This is a genomic window from Mucilaginibacter sp. (assembly GCF_039921305.1).
Lineage (GTDB): Bacteria > Bacteroidota > Bacteroidia > Sphingobacteriales > Sphingobacteriaceae > Mucilaginibacter.
In genome coordinates this window covers 56,740-71,772 of the sequence record NZ_JBDSCA010000043.1, presented here as the reverse complement: position 1 = coordinate 71,772, position 15,033 = coordinate 56,740, and the positions used below count along the sequence as shown (strand labels likewise).

Annotated in this window: 10 protein-coding genes; 3 read left to right on the top strand and 7 right to left on the bottom strand. The window is 47.3% G+C overall.

The window, feature by feature from the left end; all coding sequences use genetic code 11:
* Positions 1 to 2 precede the first annotated feature (2 nt).
* On the bottom strand, positions 3 to 1,187 hold the full coding sequence (locus tag ABIN91_RS12585; RefSeq protein ID WP_348051465.1) for a DUF3696 domain-containing protein: 1,185 nt from the start codon (positions 1,185 to 1,187) through the stop codon (positions 3 to 5).
* On the bottom strand, positions 1,177 to 3,282 hold the full coding sequence (locus tag ABIN91_RS12580; RefSeq protein WP_348051464.1) for a DUF262 domain-containing protein: 2,106 nt from the start codon (positions 3,280 to 3,282) through the stop codon (positions 1,177 to 1,179). The genes ABIN91_RS12585 and ABIN91_RS12580 overlap by 11 nt, the downstream gene beginning before the upstream one ends.
* 257 nt (positions 3,283 to 3,539) lie before the next feature.
* Between ABIN91_RS12580 and ABIN91_RS12575 the strand changes: the two genes are divergently transcribed.
* On the top strand, positions 3,540 to 4,352 hold the full coding sequence (locus tag ABIN91_RS12575; RefSeq protein ID WP_348051463.1) for a DUF559 domain-containing protein: 813 nt from the start codon (positions 3,540 to 3,542) through the stop codon (positions 4,350 to 4,352).
* A gap of 3 nt (positions 4,353 to 4,355) precedes the next feature.
* Here the strand turns inward: ABIN91_RS12575 and ABIN91_RS12570 are convergent, their stop codons facing one another.
* From ABIN91_RS12570 to ABIN91_RS12550, 5 genes are read right to left on the bottom strand one after another with little or no spacing between them, the layout of a single operon-like run.
* Complete coding sequence (locus ABIN91_RS12570) at positions 4,356 to 5,279, bottom strand: hypothetical protein (protein WP_348051462.1); 924 nt, start codon at positions 5,277 to 5,279, stop codon at positions 4,356 to 4,358.
* Positions 5,276 to 7,000: an AAA family ATPase gene (locus tag ABIN91_RS12565; RefSeq protein WP_348051461.1), complete on the bottom strand. Its 1,725-nt coding sequence runs from the start codon at positions 6,998 to 7,000 to the stop codon at positions 5,276 to 5,278. Before ABIN91_RS12565 ends, ABIN91_RS12570 begins: the two co-directional genes overlap by 4 nt.
* 2 nt (positions 7,001 to 7,002) lie before the next feature.
* Positions 7,003 to 9,132, bottom strand: a complete 2,130-nt coding sequence (locus ABIN91_RS12560; RefSeq protein ID WP_348051460.1) for a DUF87 domain-containing protein — start codon at positions 9,130 to 9,132, stop codon at positions 7,003 to 7,005.
* On the bottom strand, positions 9,129 to 10,304 hold the full coding sequence (locus ABIN91_RS12555; RefSeq protein WP_348051459.1) for a hypothetical protein: 1,176 nt from the start codon (positions 10,302 to 10,304) through the stop codon (positions 9,129 to 9,131). The genes ABIN91_RS12560 and ABIN91_RS12555 overlap by 4 nt, the downstream gene beginning before the upstream one ends.
* Positions 10,305 to 10,306: 2 nt before the next feature.
* On the bottom strand, positions 10,307 to 11,359 hold the full coding sequence (locus ABIN91_RS12550) for a DNA methyltransferase (protein ID WP_348051458.1): 1,053 nt from the start codon (positions 11,357 to 11,359) through the stop codon (positions 10,307 to 10,309).
* Between the two features lie 662 nt (positions 11,360 to 12,021).
* On the opposite strand from ABIN91_RS12550, the gene ABIN91_RS12545 reads away from it, so the two are divergent.
* The gene (locus ABIN91_RS12545) at positions 12,022 to 14,115 is read left to right on the top strand and encodes an AAA family ATPase (RefSeq protein WP_348051457.1); all 2,094 of its coding nucleotides are present in this window, start codon (positions 12,022 to 12,024) and stop codon (positions 14,113 to 14,115) included.
* Positions 14,102 to 14,944 carry a hypothetical protein gene (locus tag ABIN91_RS12540; protein ID WP_348051456.1) on the top strand — a complete coding sequence of 281 codons (843 nt, stop codon included), beginning with the start codon at positions 14,102 to 14,104 and terminating at the stop codon, positions 14,942 to 14,944. The genes ABIN91_RS12545 and ABIN91_RS12540 overlap by 14 nt, the downstream gene beginning before the upstream one ends.
* Positions 14,945 to 15,033: the final 89 nt, after the last annotated feature.

Here is a 15,033-nt window from a genome sequence, read left to right as displayed (position 1 = left end):
TCTTACGCTTTTTTTTCAATAGGCGTAAAAAGTATGGTATCGAGATCTTTGTTGATCTGATCAAAAAAGCCGTCGATGTGTTCTTTTTTCAATGGCCGGTCATCCAGCTGGCCGGATACCTCCAGTTCAACGATATGGGACGAACTTGCCAGTTGTTTAGGTCTTTTATAGAAATAGTAAACTTTGGCCAACTTGTGATCCAGGGCGCCCTGATGAACGGCGACACCTACTCCGTTAATGATATGGTCGCTATGAGTTTCGATGAAGACCTGCACGCCAATACCGGCTGTCCTGGCGATCAATTTTCCCAAAGCAGACTGGCCCTGCGCATGCACGTGTGCTTCCGGATTCTCAATGATCACGATATCACCAGGCTGGGCACTGAGCAATTGAACGATCACTGGCAGCGCATAGGTCATCCCAAATCCGGCATTGGTTGGTGTCACTTCGTTAGACCGCCCACTTTCGGATTCATATTCATAGGTCAGCTTGATCGCGTCTATCCCGGGGATCTTTTCGGACCGGACGTAACATCCGGGACTGATCTCGCCCATCCAGGCGGATACTTGATAGTCGAGCGTTCGCACATCGGTAGCAGGGTACCATAAGGACTGATGTACTTCAGCCTCCTTATCGGTTCCGAAATGTGCCAGGAAATGTGCCGTAAATTCACCGTGTTTACCCACGTTGCGGCCTTGCCGTACCTGGAAATCAGATCGCTCATATTGGTTCTTTACCCACCGGTCGGCGTTAAGATATTTTAGACTGGAATTGAACAAAGGCAATTCCTGCAAGCCTTCCGGCGGCGGGCTGGCGCTATCTTCTGCGAATGGGATTACATCCGAATCGGCATACTTAGTACCGTCCGAACCCTGATAATTGAAGATCCACGAGTGCTTCACCGTCTGATCGCCTTCATAAAAGGTTAGATCAAACGAGGTCTCTTCCTTTTCGGCATCCTGGAAAAGCACATCCTTGCCGGTGCCCAGATTGACCAGGTCCCCCTTAAGCGTAAGCCCATTCTTGAGCAGATACCCCTTGTCGAGCGACTGACGCAACACTAACAAACTTTGGATGACAGATGATTTACCCATGCCGTTCATCCCGGTGAACAGGTTCAGGTTGCTGCAGTCCAGTTCAAGAGTTTTAAGCGATTTGAAGTTTTGTATCTTGATTTTACTGATCATGGTAGGTAGCTAAGGTCTGGTCGATGATATGATGGATGTCCGTAAAGCGTCTCACTACCTTTCTGCGATCCCCGGTTCCGGAACTGATCGCGGCATTGAACTCTTCGCTGTTATTCAACAGGTGAATAAAGGCCTCCTTGAGTTTTAACTTGTTGCGCACCAGCAAATCGATCGCCCCGTCATTCAAGCGGCTGATCGCGACCGACCAAACTTCAAATAGCGCCTTGTTGATCGGCTTCCGTTTGTCGCGGATCCGGTAGCGTTTGCGAAAAGCATCTTCTCCAAAGATCTTAATAGCTGCCAGCATGGCTTTATCGAACCGGTCCATCACTTCATCAAGGTCTGTTTTGCTCATGGAGTAGATCACCTCCATTCCCATGTTCAAAAACGAGTCGAGGTCTGATCTATAACGATCCAGGGGCAGCACATAAAATGAAAAAAAGCGGGTGGTAAATTCCCGGTCCAGCATCCGGTCATCTTTGATCGAGAAGGAGGTCGCTTTTTTAAAGGACCGAAGTTCCGCCAGCCGTTTGATAAAATCGGCAGGAACACCTTGGTTCAACGCGTTCCTGATTTCCTGGGAAGTCAGAATGAGTCCGCCCGTATTGATCCTTTTGAAGACAATAAACTTCAATTGCTTAGGCGTCCCCGGTGAAATGATATAGGTCGTGATCTCGAACTCTTCGATCCTTCTTTGCAAGTTGCCAGGAAGATCTGTAAAACGGAAGCCATTGAATTGATTAAGGAATTCCAGGTTTTGCAGGGCGAAAGTTTGCCTGACCACGAAGCCGTTCAGTGCGCTCAACCGCTGCAACCCGTCGACGACCAGCCAGTTGTCGTCATCAGACCCATCGAAATAAAAGGCCGGTAAAGGAAATCTGATCAGGATAGATTCGATCAGGCGGCTTTGTTTGGTCAGATCCCACAAATTGGCCTTGCGCTGAAAGCTGGTGTTCATGTCGATCTCTTCCCGGTCCAATCGTTTTAATATCAGGTCCATCGACATGGTCCGCGTCTTGATGTCCACTTTTCCGGGATCGAAAGGGTTTTCGATGGTATAGTCGCCGCTTTCTACATCTTCGTATTCAACGTCGGTATTGTTGCTATCGGTTTGTATCTCGTATAAATAATCGACCTCGATGTCCCGCTGATTTTCTTCTGAGGCAGATTTGATCAAACGTATCACTTCTGTGGGTTCTATGGAGAATTTTCGTTTACCCTCATCAGTCAGCCGCCACATAGAACGTTTTGGACTGTCGATCAATCCAGTCCTTTTCAAATAATTTCTTGCCCAGGCCAGCCGATAACCAAGTTCTGTCCGGTTACCCTCTTTTTGATTATGCGGTAAGGAACGCGCTTCTTCCGATAGGTTCAATCGCGTCGCGATAACGGACTCCATGGCGTCAACACTGAGTTGTCCTAATTCTTTTAAAGCTTCAAATACCAACGGGGTCAGATGTTCATATTTAGGCACTTCCTGCAAGACGCCGCTGGCATCGTAAAGATGCGCTTCACCCTGGATTTCAGCGGGTAATCCCTGCCCTTTGTCCGTCAATGCGGTACTTTGCAGGTAGAAACGGAGCCAGCTTTCCCGGAAGCAATAAGCCACTTGTCCGATCGATGTACGGTAACGCACAATACCCGAGGCATAGGCTTTCGCCAGTGCCCTCACGTCAACATAGCAGTTGAAAGCCCGCCCGATATTGGCGCCCCATTCCTCGATATTCCAGGCACACAGTAGTTCCGCGGCGCTTGGATCAGGTTTATAAATACCTAAAAGCAGCGTAAGTTCGTTCTCCATATCGCGGAGATCGAATCCCATACGGTCGAGCGCCGCCGAGAACTGAACCTTTTTTTCATAAGGCCGATTTTCTCTTCCGCCAAAAGTGATCTTCTTCAGGTAGACATGTAGGATCCTGATATGCCCTTCCATAATAATATGAAATTGATAATAACCGCCGCGGCCAGTCAGGAGTAACTGAGGGTCAAAGCCTTGATCTTGAAGCATCACCGTTAGCGATTGCAATTCATCAAACTCGGTGAATACTTCACCGGTTTCTATACTGCCATCCATATGTGCTTCGAACCCTGTCATTATAATATTTTAACACAATAATATTCATTCTTTCTGGTATTCGCTTTATCAAAAGCGCCTTTTACGCTATTAACTCGGCGGGAGAGGCATGGTCGTCAAAATTGTCACATGAGATCCGGGTCGATATAGGTCAGGTAAAGAATTTGGTCCTGAAAATGGTAACGTGACCGAAAAGCGAAGATGCTAATGATTTTTGCAAAACAAAAAGACGTGTAAAAAAATCGGTTTTTAAGAATTCGGCTCTTAAATTTGATCCTATGAAACCTTATCCAACAGATCTTCGAAGCCTCACCCGCCAATTAGAAACATTTGAAGGCTGCAGCGATGTCACCGAATATTTCCTTAAACGGTCGATCGATGAAGTGATGTCCACGGATGACGGCGGCGAACTGAGTTACGGCAGTTTTTATCAACTGTTCCTTCCGGGTGTGGTCAGATCGAATATCGAACATATTTATCAGCATAGTGGATCGCCAATAGAGAAGATCTTTTTTGCGTCCCTGCAATTGCTGTTCATTAGAAGTCAGGTCCCATGTCTGCATTTCTGGGGCGCTTCAGAGAATGCCGAAGCGACGATCGCTGCTTACCGGGAAAAACATCTGGGGATCATGCGCTGGATAGATAGTTACCGGGAAGCAACCTGTGATCAGGAATTAGCGCGCTTTAATCTTGCTTTAAACGAAAAGGTCGAAAAAGGACAAATGACCGCGGAGGATGTGACTGAGGTCGGCATCCATCAGCACCTGATCGCCAATTTTGAATGGCATGGCATTCATGCCATGATGCAGGCCGGGCTACCTGGGATCAAGGTGAACGGCCGTTCGATCCGCTGCGACCTGCTGATATGGGTACCCGGCGATGAAAGCGTCAAGATCATTATTGAATGTGATGGTTTTGCCTGGCATTCGTCAAAAGAAAGCTTTGTGAGCGACCGGGCGAGGGACCGGCAATTGCAATTGAATGGCTACCGCGTCATCCGTTTTTCCGGCAGCGAGATCAATGAGGACCCCAGCCGGGTAGCCAGCGAACTTTTTGATCTTTTACAAGCTATTAACCCGGAGATCATCTAGCAATTAACCCAAAACGCCTCTTTCCTGGTACAGCAAAAAAGCCTCCGATACGATATCCGCTGCCTGGGGGTCTAAATAGGGGATCACAATGTCCCGAAAATTTTGAGGCGTCCGAACGATATACTTGCGCAGATAGGTATGCGTTTTTTCTTCCCGCAGGGTGAGTGTATGCAACAAGTGGATGCATTGCAGTAGTTGTGCTTTGAATTGCAGCTGATCGATCTCGCCAGCCTGGAGTTGTACTAATAAGCCATGAATGCCGTCTTTAAAATTACTGATCACGGATTCCGCGCGATCCAGACGCAATTCCAGGCGGTTCAGTAAACAGATCTCTATGGTGCGCTGACCTCTTAGTTGCCCGTCAATGCCGGTGATCCTGATCCCTTCGCCGTTGGGGTCCAGGACAAACTCAAAAAAATCCTCTGGATGGTCGATCTCCGGATGAAGCAGGTAAGGCATTTCATCCAGCAGCGGCGCGGTATGTGCCCTGCAAAGCGCCAGGTCCAGCTGACCATCCGTTAAAAAACTGGGCCCTGCTACCCTTGGCCCAAGAATGGGAAATTGATTGTGTTTAGCGCCATCGCGGTTACAGGTGATACAGGAAGGTATCAGGTTACTCCATTCGTAGCATAACCAATAATACCCCAGATGGCCCGCTTCTTCGGATATGCCCTTTTTAGGCCGGTAATGTTCGATATCCGCTTTGGTAAGCCGTTCGCAATAAGCGCATTTATATTGATAGGCTATCGACAGCTGATCCTCTACGCGGGAGCGCCGGCCGTCGGGGGTGTTATAAGTCTCCCGGTAGACGGCATCTGAGATCAGCGTTAAGTTACGCGTATTTACAATAAGCGTTAAAGCCGCGAGCGTAGCTTCGGAGGCCAGCCGTACCGTTTTGTCTTCATCCCGCTTGATCACATATCTCATTGGCCGCGCTGTCTAAATAAACGGATCAGTTCCTGTTCTTTTTCATCAGAGAGATAGGCAGCGATCCGGGACTTGACCTGATCATTGAATTCCAGTTCGGAGTAAGTGGTCTCAGTTCTTACCAATTTCTTGTCCTCGTGACTTTCCGGAATGATGTCATCAAGACCGAAGATCGGTGAGGTCAAAATGGTATTGGGTAGCAGGTCCCCTAAATGCAAACGCTCGTCAAGGCGTGTTACCCTGACCCCCTCATCGCGGATGCGCTCCACCCTGAACAGCTGACTGTTCTTGGGAGCCCCCAATAGTGGAATAGGGCTATGCGTTGATGCGATGAATTGGATCTTAGGAAAGGTCCTGGTCAATTGGATCACGATATTCTTCTGCAGCTTGGGATGGAGATGGATATCGATCTCATCGATCAGCACAATACCAGTGAATTCCGAGGGATCGCTGATCTCGGGCTGCTGCATATAGAGGCGGACAAGGATATCGCCGATCATTGCGATCATGCTTTTAAGCCCCGAAGCCAGCTTATCAAAGGTAACACTTGGTAATTCCTGGCCGTCGTTATCCTGCTCGATATAGGTGGTGCCGGCCTGATCATTGACCTGATGGCTAAAGTCGATGCGATGCAGGTTCGGCAAAATATCGGTCAGGATCTCCGTAATAAAATATTTGCGCTTATCGAAAAGCGCTTTGCCGGCCGGGTCGCTGCGCCAACGTTCGAATTGGTGCTGCAAATCGATCAAATAGGTCTCGTCATCAAATAAAGAGGCGGTCAAATCATCGAAATTTGGATCCGGTAAGGGCGATTGTGGCCGGTTCTTAAGATGATTGGTGCGTAACCGGGATTGCCCGTAAGCTGCGAATCCATAAGTGAGCGGATAATTTTGTACAGAGCCTTCAGGCGGGTGCACGATCCAGGTGACCTCGCCGTCTTCAAAAAACAATTTCAGATTCACTTTGGGTGCCGCGTTGTCTATGCCCTTTGAACCCACATCAATACCGCAGATCGCGGCTGCAACCGCTCTTAATATCGACGACTTCCCGGTACCGTTCTCCCCGGTAAAAAATATCCATTGGGAGGAAAAAGGGATATCGGTGATTTGCAAATGCTTGATCGGGCCGAAATCCGTAATTTCGATGCTCTGGAGTTTGATGGTTGCGGGTGCTTCACTATCGATATAGGCGTTGGTCTGCTGAGCCCTGTAACTATCTACCTTCGATTTTTGTTCCTCAAACTCGGTCGCCGAAATGAAGCCGATGCTAGTTTTGTCGTCTTTAAAAAAGGTGGGACCATATTGGGTGATGATCTCATCGATCTCAGCTTTGTCCGTACGGATAAAAGTGTCTAATGAAGACAAATAAGGGCCGGCGTATTTTTTGCGAAAGCGCTTGCCGCTGACCTCCAACTGAAGTTCATTTAACAGGTAGGTATTGATGAACCGCCGCTTCTCATCAGAATCCGAGGTGTTTATCTCCAAATAGGTCTCGCCGGTAAGAAATTCTATGACGAAAATAATATTGGGGGATTTATTCTTCCAATCCATCCCTGTCCAAAAAGAAACTGCCAGATAGCTTTCGTTACCGTAGAACCAGTAGCCGTGTTCCAATTTACCTTCCCGGTTGCTCCGCCGAAATGTAAAATGGAACGATGGATCAGTATTCCAATGTCTGACCAGCAGTTGGTAAACTTCATTATGTACCGTCTGGACTTGCATTGTCAAGGTCTCAACTCAAAATAACTTGTCATTTGATTAGGGTCACTTTTCTTGGGCAGTTTTTTCGTTCCCCATTTTCCGATACCGAACTGCTCGTTCATAAATCGGGGCACCCAATCCTGTGCAAGGTCTTCTTTGTTTTGAAGATCGTCAGGTAAAGATCCGGCGATCTTCATTTTTAAAGCCATCCAGCGCCCGGTCCCTGCTTTTATTTCGCTTAAAAGCTTACTATCATCGCGGACCTTTGCGAATGCGTTCTTGACATACATTTCCAAGACGTCTTCCTGACTCAGTTCTGCCTGATATCCTTCCTCATCATCAATTTCTACTTCTACTGTACCAACAGTCTCCCGTACACTCTGCAGCTGCTTGGCGAACTTGTCTTTTAGAAGTGACCCATAGGTTTTAGCGGCCGGAGCCTCATAAGCCAGATCACGGACTTTATAAATGGCTTCGAAGCTTAAAACTCTTACCGATAAAGGATACGGCTTACCGCCCGAACTACTCCAGAAAATTCCGTTACCGGGTATCGGCTCATTCAACAAGGAACTGAGCAGGTCATTACTGAAGTGCGCATTCGCTTTGCGAAGTGCGGTCAGATCGACTGCTGATAGTAGATGAAAGATGAACCAATTATCGCCTTGACTTAGGATCTCATCGGAAATACTGCCCGGTTGCTGGGTGATCAAAACCGCACCTAAACCGAATTTACGGCCTTCTTTTACCCAGGCTACATATGGCCCTTCCGCGCCTCCGGAACTACCCAATACAGACTGCGCTTCTTCAATGACCGCGATAGTCGGTATGCTGTTAGGCTCTGCTTTCGTAAATTCATTTTGATTATGCTCGAAGATTTGCTGCAAAATGATACCTGATAAGATCAGTCCGTTCTGACCGCGCATCTGCGAGATATCGACAACACATAATTTACCGTTGCGCAGAGATTCAAAAAGCATATCCAGCATTTGGCTGCTCGGATCGTGAATGAGTCTGACGATAGTGGTAATATTCGATCGGATAGCGATAATCTCGGCATCCTGACGGTCCGTTTCTCTGTCTCCCAGAATGATTTCCCGAAGATCTTCGAGCGGCGTCGTATTTCCAAGCCGGTAAACGAGGTCGACCAGTCTGGTCCAATTGGCCGCATTTAGGGCTTTCAATTTTTGCACGTTTTGCTGCGCCTGCCGTTCAGCAGGCAAGGCGATCGCAATAACCTCTGCGGGTTTTAAACGCCGGATATCTAGCTTGATACTTCCTGCTACGAAGGACTGGTATAACGGGCTTGTCGAAGCTCGGTTGGTAAAAACCACAACCTTATCTTCCAATTCCGGCACATCGCAAAGCCCTGGCCGGCCGCTATCGTCGGGCCAGAAATACTCACCATCAGGGTCAAAGATGACGGTACCTACCGGAACCTGTTTCCCTTTTCGGGTGATAGTTGGCGGTGTGGCATAGAGGGTACTGAACAAGAGTTTAACCAGGTTGGATTTTCCGAATCCGGCTCTCGCAAAAACGAAAGAACGCCTGGAGACTAATTGCTCGACTTTGAATCTGGCCTTTACCTCAGGCGATTTTGGCAACATCCAGGGTTCCAGAATAGCTTGGCTATTAGGTTTAGATCCATTGAAGACAAATTCACCATAAGCTAGGTAGCCAAAGGCTGCGGCGGGTCTGACTTCATCGATCATTAGGTTATGTCCTGCGACCTCCTGTAATAATTCATCACTTAAAAAAGCCACTTTACTGCCTACATGTGGAAGACGGCGGTGAGAAGGAGCGAATTGTATCTCTTCCCCTTTTTTGCGCAGCACACCCAATACCCGGATATCGATCTTATATTTCAGATAACCTTCTCTAAGATCCTCCGAAATTTCTCTGCGTTCAGAGATAGACCGCAGAGCGTAATCCTCGCCTGCTGAACCTGCCAGCTTTCCCATAGCGGCTACCGCAGTGATACGGCCAAGAACGGCCTCATCGTCGCCTTCCAAAGCTACGATCAAAAACTGTCCGTGCATTGGGATGTTCTGGAACGAATTGTCATAACCAAGTACGATATCCGCGTGGAATTCAAGCCCGCCTTCGCTAAAGCCTTTGAATATGCCTACGATCTTGCCTTCTGAGAAAAATTTCATGATTGACGATTTGCGATAGAGGAGTTAGTAAAGGTTTGGTGATCAACAATATGCCGTTGATCAGATGGAAGTAAATTTTTTACGGAAGCAACGACCTCGTCCTGTAGGATGTCCAGATCAAAATCGACCACTTGAGCATGTTCCAGTGCTTTTTGGAGGCAAGCCGGATAATGCGGTACCGGAAAGCCGTCGAAGGTATCCATGTATAGATAACCAAAGATATCAGCATCAGAATCCGTCTGCGAATTGAGCAGGTCAATTGCCCAGACCGGGTCACCCGCTTGTTTACCGAAACGGGCTAAATATAGACTGCCTGCCGAGAATTTATTCACTTCGCTATCGGCATTGTCTTCGTCTGTACGAGCCATGTATTCTTTCCATACATAAGACCGCTCTTCCATCAGTTCCGGTACACGAGCGAAACGGGGATCTCCGGCAGGAAAGACCCCTTCGAGTTGCATGGCCAAGGAATAACGGCTCAGCACCTGACTATGTTTAGCGATGCCCGCAATATAGATTCTGATCTTTTTTTCTTTGTAGTCATTGTCGATCTTCTGCTTGATCCGATCCATCATTTCAATGAACAAAGGTCGCTTCTTCGCTTGATCGTATTTGAAAATCTTGCTTCGGAGCAAGCCGTCCCGGACGATCACTGTATGGTTAGCAAATCCTTTATAACAGATCTTATCATATAAGACCGCCCATTCACAAAGGTCCCGATAGGTAAGTACCCAAGATTTTGAGATATCCTCGGGATGTTCCCGCATCTTTTTACCAGAAGGTATCATTGGACTGAGTTCACTCAGCGTTTTGCATTTAAGATCGCGCATTAGTGTGCCCAAAACTGTTTTAGGTTCGCCTCGTTCGTCAAACTGGCGGGCGCTTAATTCGTCCGTATTAGTCGAAGGTGTCAGGACGTCCGAACACTCATTATTGCCATTAGAATCTACTACGCGGATCAACTGAAAATAAAAAGGGTTGTAGACCAGTTTATTGCTCGTTCCATCGGTCGCCACTAAAGAAAAGGTATTGATCGTACGCGGCTTAATCACCCGGACGGAGGCCTTGATCTCCGAAACTTCGCTGCGCAGATCAGTTAATAGCTGCCGCTCTACAAATGCGCAATCTCGGATCGCCTGCTTGATATAAGGTAATTCATCCGGATCAAACATAATTAAATGGTTAAGGTCGCATAAACATCTATTTCTTCTACGTAAGTCCCGGTTTGCCCTTTGAACTGATTCGCCTGCCGTTTCGCTGGAAAAGGCTCACCGGCTGATCTCAGTGCTTTGAGTTCCCAGCCGCAATCTGCCGTGATCAGGGACTCTTTGATGATCTCCCTGGGTGTTTTAACCGACAAACTGGGCAAGGCGCCGAAGCGGATCACCATCTTTGCATTGGGTTTGCATTTGAGCGCCGTATTAGACCATACTTTGGCCAGATCATTGATAAAAGTTGTTTCCGAACCATGCTTTAACTGACTGGCCGAAGAGTAATTGACCTGGTCACTTCCGCCCAGAAACCAATTTCGCAGCCATTGGTCCTGTTCGTAGGTGGACATCCCAAAATAAGGCGGCGAGGTGATCACCCAGCTGATATCCTGATCGAAAGTATCCGCTATCGAACGGCTGTCTCCTAGAATGATTTGACCATCCACTTTTCGGGGCAGTTCTTTGTTGAACACATAGGCTGCCTTTCGCTTGACCAGGCTAGCCAAGTCAACTTTATCAGCGATCAGCCCATTTTTTATCCAATATTGGACGGAATAATTTGGCTTGGTCGCAAAGGTCCTCGGCATCTGATTAGACAGGTAAGAAGCTTGCGTTTTCATTTTGGGGCCGTGCAGAATACCAAGGATAATTGCACGCAGAGAAATATCGATGTCGTCCAGCACCGCTTTGGTCATAAAATATAGACGTAATTTGCATATTTCCGCCAGTGTTTCAGGATGATAAGCTAGTTCCCAGTATTCACCCTGCGGCAGATCAGTATCGGACATTTCGGCCAATACCGCCCGGCAGCGGGCATCGATCTCGTTCTCTGATACATAGAGTAATTTACTTTGTGCTACGGCCTGCGCAATAGGGTTGCTGTCAACACCATAAGAATTTAATCCCAGCAAGCGTGCCGCAAAATTTGTAGTCCCCCGCCCGCAGAAGGGATCGTAGACCAAATCGGTTTTCCTGGCGCGCTGCAAAGTTTGAAACGGAAAAGCCAAAGGAAACATCGTAAAATAAGGGCATATCGTATTAAGCCTAAGCCTAGGATGTGATCTGTTATGTATCTGGATAGTTTCCTTTTTCATACGGCCGCAGCGACGTCTCCATCGTTATAGTTTAAAAACAGTGCGCTGAACTGATCGATGATCACCAGCCCGTTTGTACTTAACGGTGACCGCAGATCATAGTGGATAATCCGATCAAAAAAACAGTTTGATGATCGAAAAATAAAATTGTATAAGTTGCTATTGTTGAGGATTATGGTCATGAAGTTGGATCACGCTTAGAGCAGCTAAAGCTATAAATGTTTTTTAAATTTACAATTTTTAAATTGATTACGGTTTTGTCTATCAAATTAACAAAAATGTAGCCTGTTTTGGTTGAATCTTTATCTAAAATCAGCGGCGCCGTGCCACAAAATGATGGGAGGCCGCCGTTTATGTAGTTGTTTTAATACTATCGGCAATCGCCTCCGACGCCGCCCAACTTGTTTCCTTTTTTCCTTCTTTTGGGAGTAGCTGCAAGCATCAAATAGTTGTTAATGGTGTTTCGCGAGTGCAGATGCATTCAAGGCTATGTAAACTAAATTACAGATTAGAAGGGCTTGTACCTAAAAAACTCGTTTTGCTGATATGCTCCCAAATCGTTACTTTTATCCAAAACCCTTATAATGCCTTTTCAACCTGAATTAATTACCCGGGAAAGCGTACTGCAGGCTGTTGAGCAGATCGAACGGGATCAGTTCCAGCTCAATCCTGCAACTGCCTACCAGGTAAGGATCAACGATAAAAATTACCCAACCAAAGAGATTGTTCGCTATGCCTACCGCCTGGCAACAGGTGAGGAGCCGGGTATCCTTTATGGCGGCGAACAGGTAAACCGCATCCTGCGTAACCTTAAATTTGAGGTAGAACGTAAAATCAAATTGTGGAAGCTAGGCTGTAACTGGGATAGCGGCGCGCCCAATTTCTTTCCCATGCTTCAACGCGAGCGGATGGTTATTACGGTTGGAAAGTATCACTATAATGTTGGTGATATCGTCATCATCACCGAAGGCTTCACGGTTATTGCATTGGGTAAAGTGCAAACCAAACTAACGCCGATAACGGAACGCCCGGAGCTGAACGAAGAATTCGACCGTCTCGAAGTTCCGTTTGACGATTGGTTGCTTTTCGCATCAGTAGAATGGTATAATCTGACCGAAACACAAATTTTTCTTTATAAACTTCAGCCGGGCATCCGCCAGGTGCACAAACACGAAGTTATTCAGAAAGTACTTGATATCTGGGATAACCGCCAGCTCAAATACTCTGAGATCAGTTTTTACCTGAAAGACTACCACGAAAAAGCAGATCCCAACTGGCATTTTCCCTGTTTGGTGCTCGTACCAAGGGCCTGGAATGACTTCGGCTATCAAACGTGCTTCGAACTGCTGTTTTTTACCACCGAAGAAAAACGCACCAGTTTCGGCGAAGTGAAGATCCTGCAGCGCGGAGAAATGCTGACTCGTCTGCCACGGGAATTTACAGAACTCGGCCCGGAATACGCCTCACTGGGACAGTCGATCGCTTACTATAAAGACCTCCGGAGCGAGTTTCCTTCGGAATATAGGGATATTGCACGTGCATTGCGCGACTGTAGTTATTTCCCAGATGTCCGCAGGCTAGTCGAAGATGAGCCCGCGTTTAATTCATCGCTGATTCGTACCAGCGAAGCACAGCTTGCGCTCTACGAATCCAGCGACCTTATACAAAGCGGGCTGGCCAATATGGAGCCGGAGTTTAGCTTTAAATTTGAATACCAGGTTCCCGGAGCTGCTTTACCGCACGAAGTTGACTTTTCCTTTAACAGAGAAAAACCCTTAGCAAACAGTTTTTTCTGCCTGATCGGGAAAAACGGCACCGGAAAAACACAACTACTAGCCCAACTCGCTAAAAAACTTTCTGATAACAGTGAAGAAGGGGTCTTCTCACCTGAGCGGCCTTCCTTCACCAAGATTATCGCCATTAGCTTCAGCCTCTTTGATGATTTTGAAGTGCCCACTAAACAAGCGATCAATTATGAACTCATCAGTTTCAAACAAAACAAAAACCTGCTGAACACGGAAGAAATATCCCAACTGCTCTGGAAAGCTTACAACCAGCTGCTGAAAAGCCGGACCCGAAAAAATATCTGGCTAAACTGTATACGAAATTACCTAGACGTGGATTTCATGCGCATCAATCTCACCGAACTGGAAATGCTCGGGAAAAGGCAGGATTTTGATCAGCGGGTCAACCAGGCACTCAGTTCCGGCCAGCGCATCATCTTTCACCTCATCACCCGACTGGTTGCGGGGATGGAACAGAATTCGATCATCATTTTCGATGAACCTGAAACCCATCTGCATCCCAATATCGCAGGCAAACTCATGGCCGCATTACGCTACGTGCTACATAGTTTCAGTTCCGTTTGCGTGCTCGCCACTCATTCCCCAGTCATAGTCCAGGATATTCCATCGCGCTTTATCCGCATCATTGACCGTAAAGATGATATCCCTTTTGTCCGCCGGCCGATTATTGAATGCCTCGGTGAAAACCTCACCAATATCAACAATGACATTTTCCACGTGGATGAAGACACCACCTTATACAAAACGATCCTGAAGGATTTGTTTGAACGCTTGTCCTTGCAGCAGATCGACCGCCTTTTTGATGGCCACCTGAGCCTCAATGCCAGGATGTATTTACAAAACCTAAGCGACAACGCCAATGATCAACTGTAATTACGACGCCATCGACGAAAACCAGTTCTTCCTAACAGTAGCAGGAGAAAAACATCAGGCCAATGAGCTGACCCTGAACGGCCTCGCGCCTAGGGTTCAGCTCGCTTATGATACTTACCTGAATAATTTCCCCGGCCTTTGCCAGCAACCCCATTCATTGTTTGCCGCCGATCCACAACGATCACGTGATGCCCTGCAGGACTGTTATGGCAGCCCGACCCAGAGTTTTAAACAATTTAGAAAAGATTACTCAGCACGCCAGCACCCGGCTATCCAGGAGCTGTGTCCCTACTGCATGATCGAAACCGGCTGGACCCTCGACCACTACATCGGCCAGACCGCATTTCCGGAATACGCCATCTTGACCAAAAACCTTTTACCCTGCTGCTTTAAATGCAATCAGCAGAAAAATGCAGCCTGGCGCGAAGACGGTGAGAAAGTGTTCATCAATTTTTACGACGATACCTTCCTGCAGCACCGCTTTCTCGATGCTACGGTGCTAATACACAATAACGTACCCGTCCTTCGCTACCAGCTCATTCAGCCGGCAGCCATCACTGATGAAGACTTTGCATTGATCCGGCGGCATTTCCTCGCCCTCGGTCTGCTCGTCAAATACAACAACAAAGCCCATAACCGCTTTTCCACCGAAATTGCAGCCATCCGTAAAAGCATAGACAGGGGAAAATCAGATGCCACCATACGCCAGGACTTTCTTGACCGTTATGACAGCCACGTCGATCAGTATGGGCGGAATCACTGGGAGACAATGGTCTATCTTAGACTAGCAAATCATGTTCCTCAGGTAAGAGCATTGCCAATACCATGATCAAGGCCACCTCGGCGAGCATGTAGTAGGACTGATCGTTTGTAATTTATATTGCATCAATCGCTATTAATGCGTATCTTTATGTAAGT

What these genes read in the sequence shown, in the direction of transcription:
- ABIN91_RS12585 (WP_348051465.1), bottom strand. Translation starts at nt 1,187, where the DNA reads ATGATCAGTAAAATCAAGATACAAAACTTCAAATCGCTTAAAACTCTT.
- ABIN91_RS12580 (WP_348051464.1), bottom strand. Translation starts at nt 3,282, where the DNA reads ATGACAGGGTTCGAAGCACATATGGATGGCAGTATAGAAACCGGTGAA.
- ABIN91_RS12575 (WP_348051463.1), top strand. Translation starts at nt 3,540, where the DNA reads ATGAAACCTTATCCAACAGATCTTCGAAGCCTCACCCGCCAATTAGAA.
- ABIN91_RS12570 (WP_348051462.1), bottom strand. Translation starts at nt 5,279, where the DNA reads ATGAGATATGTGATCAAGCGGGATGAAGACAAAACGGTACGGCTGGCC.
- ABIN91_RS12565 (WP_348051461.1), bottom strand. Translation starts at nt 7,000, where the DNA reads ATGCAAGTCCAGACGGTACATAATGAAGTTTACCAACTGCTGGTCAGA.
- ABIN91_RS12560 (WP_348051460.1), bottom strand. Translation starts at nt 9,132, where the DNA reads ATGAAATTTTTCTCAGAAGGCAAGATCGTAGGCATATTCAAAGGCTTT.
- ABIN91_RS12555 (WP_348051459.1), bottom strand. Translation starts at nt 10,304, where the DNA reads ATGTTTGATCCGGATGAATTACCTTATATCAAGCAGGCGATCCGAGAT.
- ABIN91_RS12550 (WP_348051458.1), bottom strand. Translation starts at nt 11,359, where the DNA reads ATGTTTCCTTTGGCTTTTCCGTTTCAAACTTTGCAGCGCGCCAGGAAA.
- ABIN91_RS12545 (WP_348051457.1), top strand. Translation starts at nt 12,022, where the DNA reads ATGCCTTTTCAACCTGAATTAATTACCCGGGAAAGCGTACTGCAGGCT.
- ABIN91_RS12540 (WP_348051456.1), top strand. Translation starts at nt 14,102, where the DNA reads ATGATCAACTGTAATTACGACGCCATCGACGAAAACCAGTTCTTCCTA.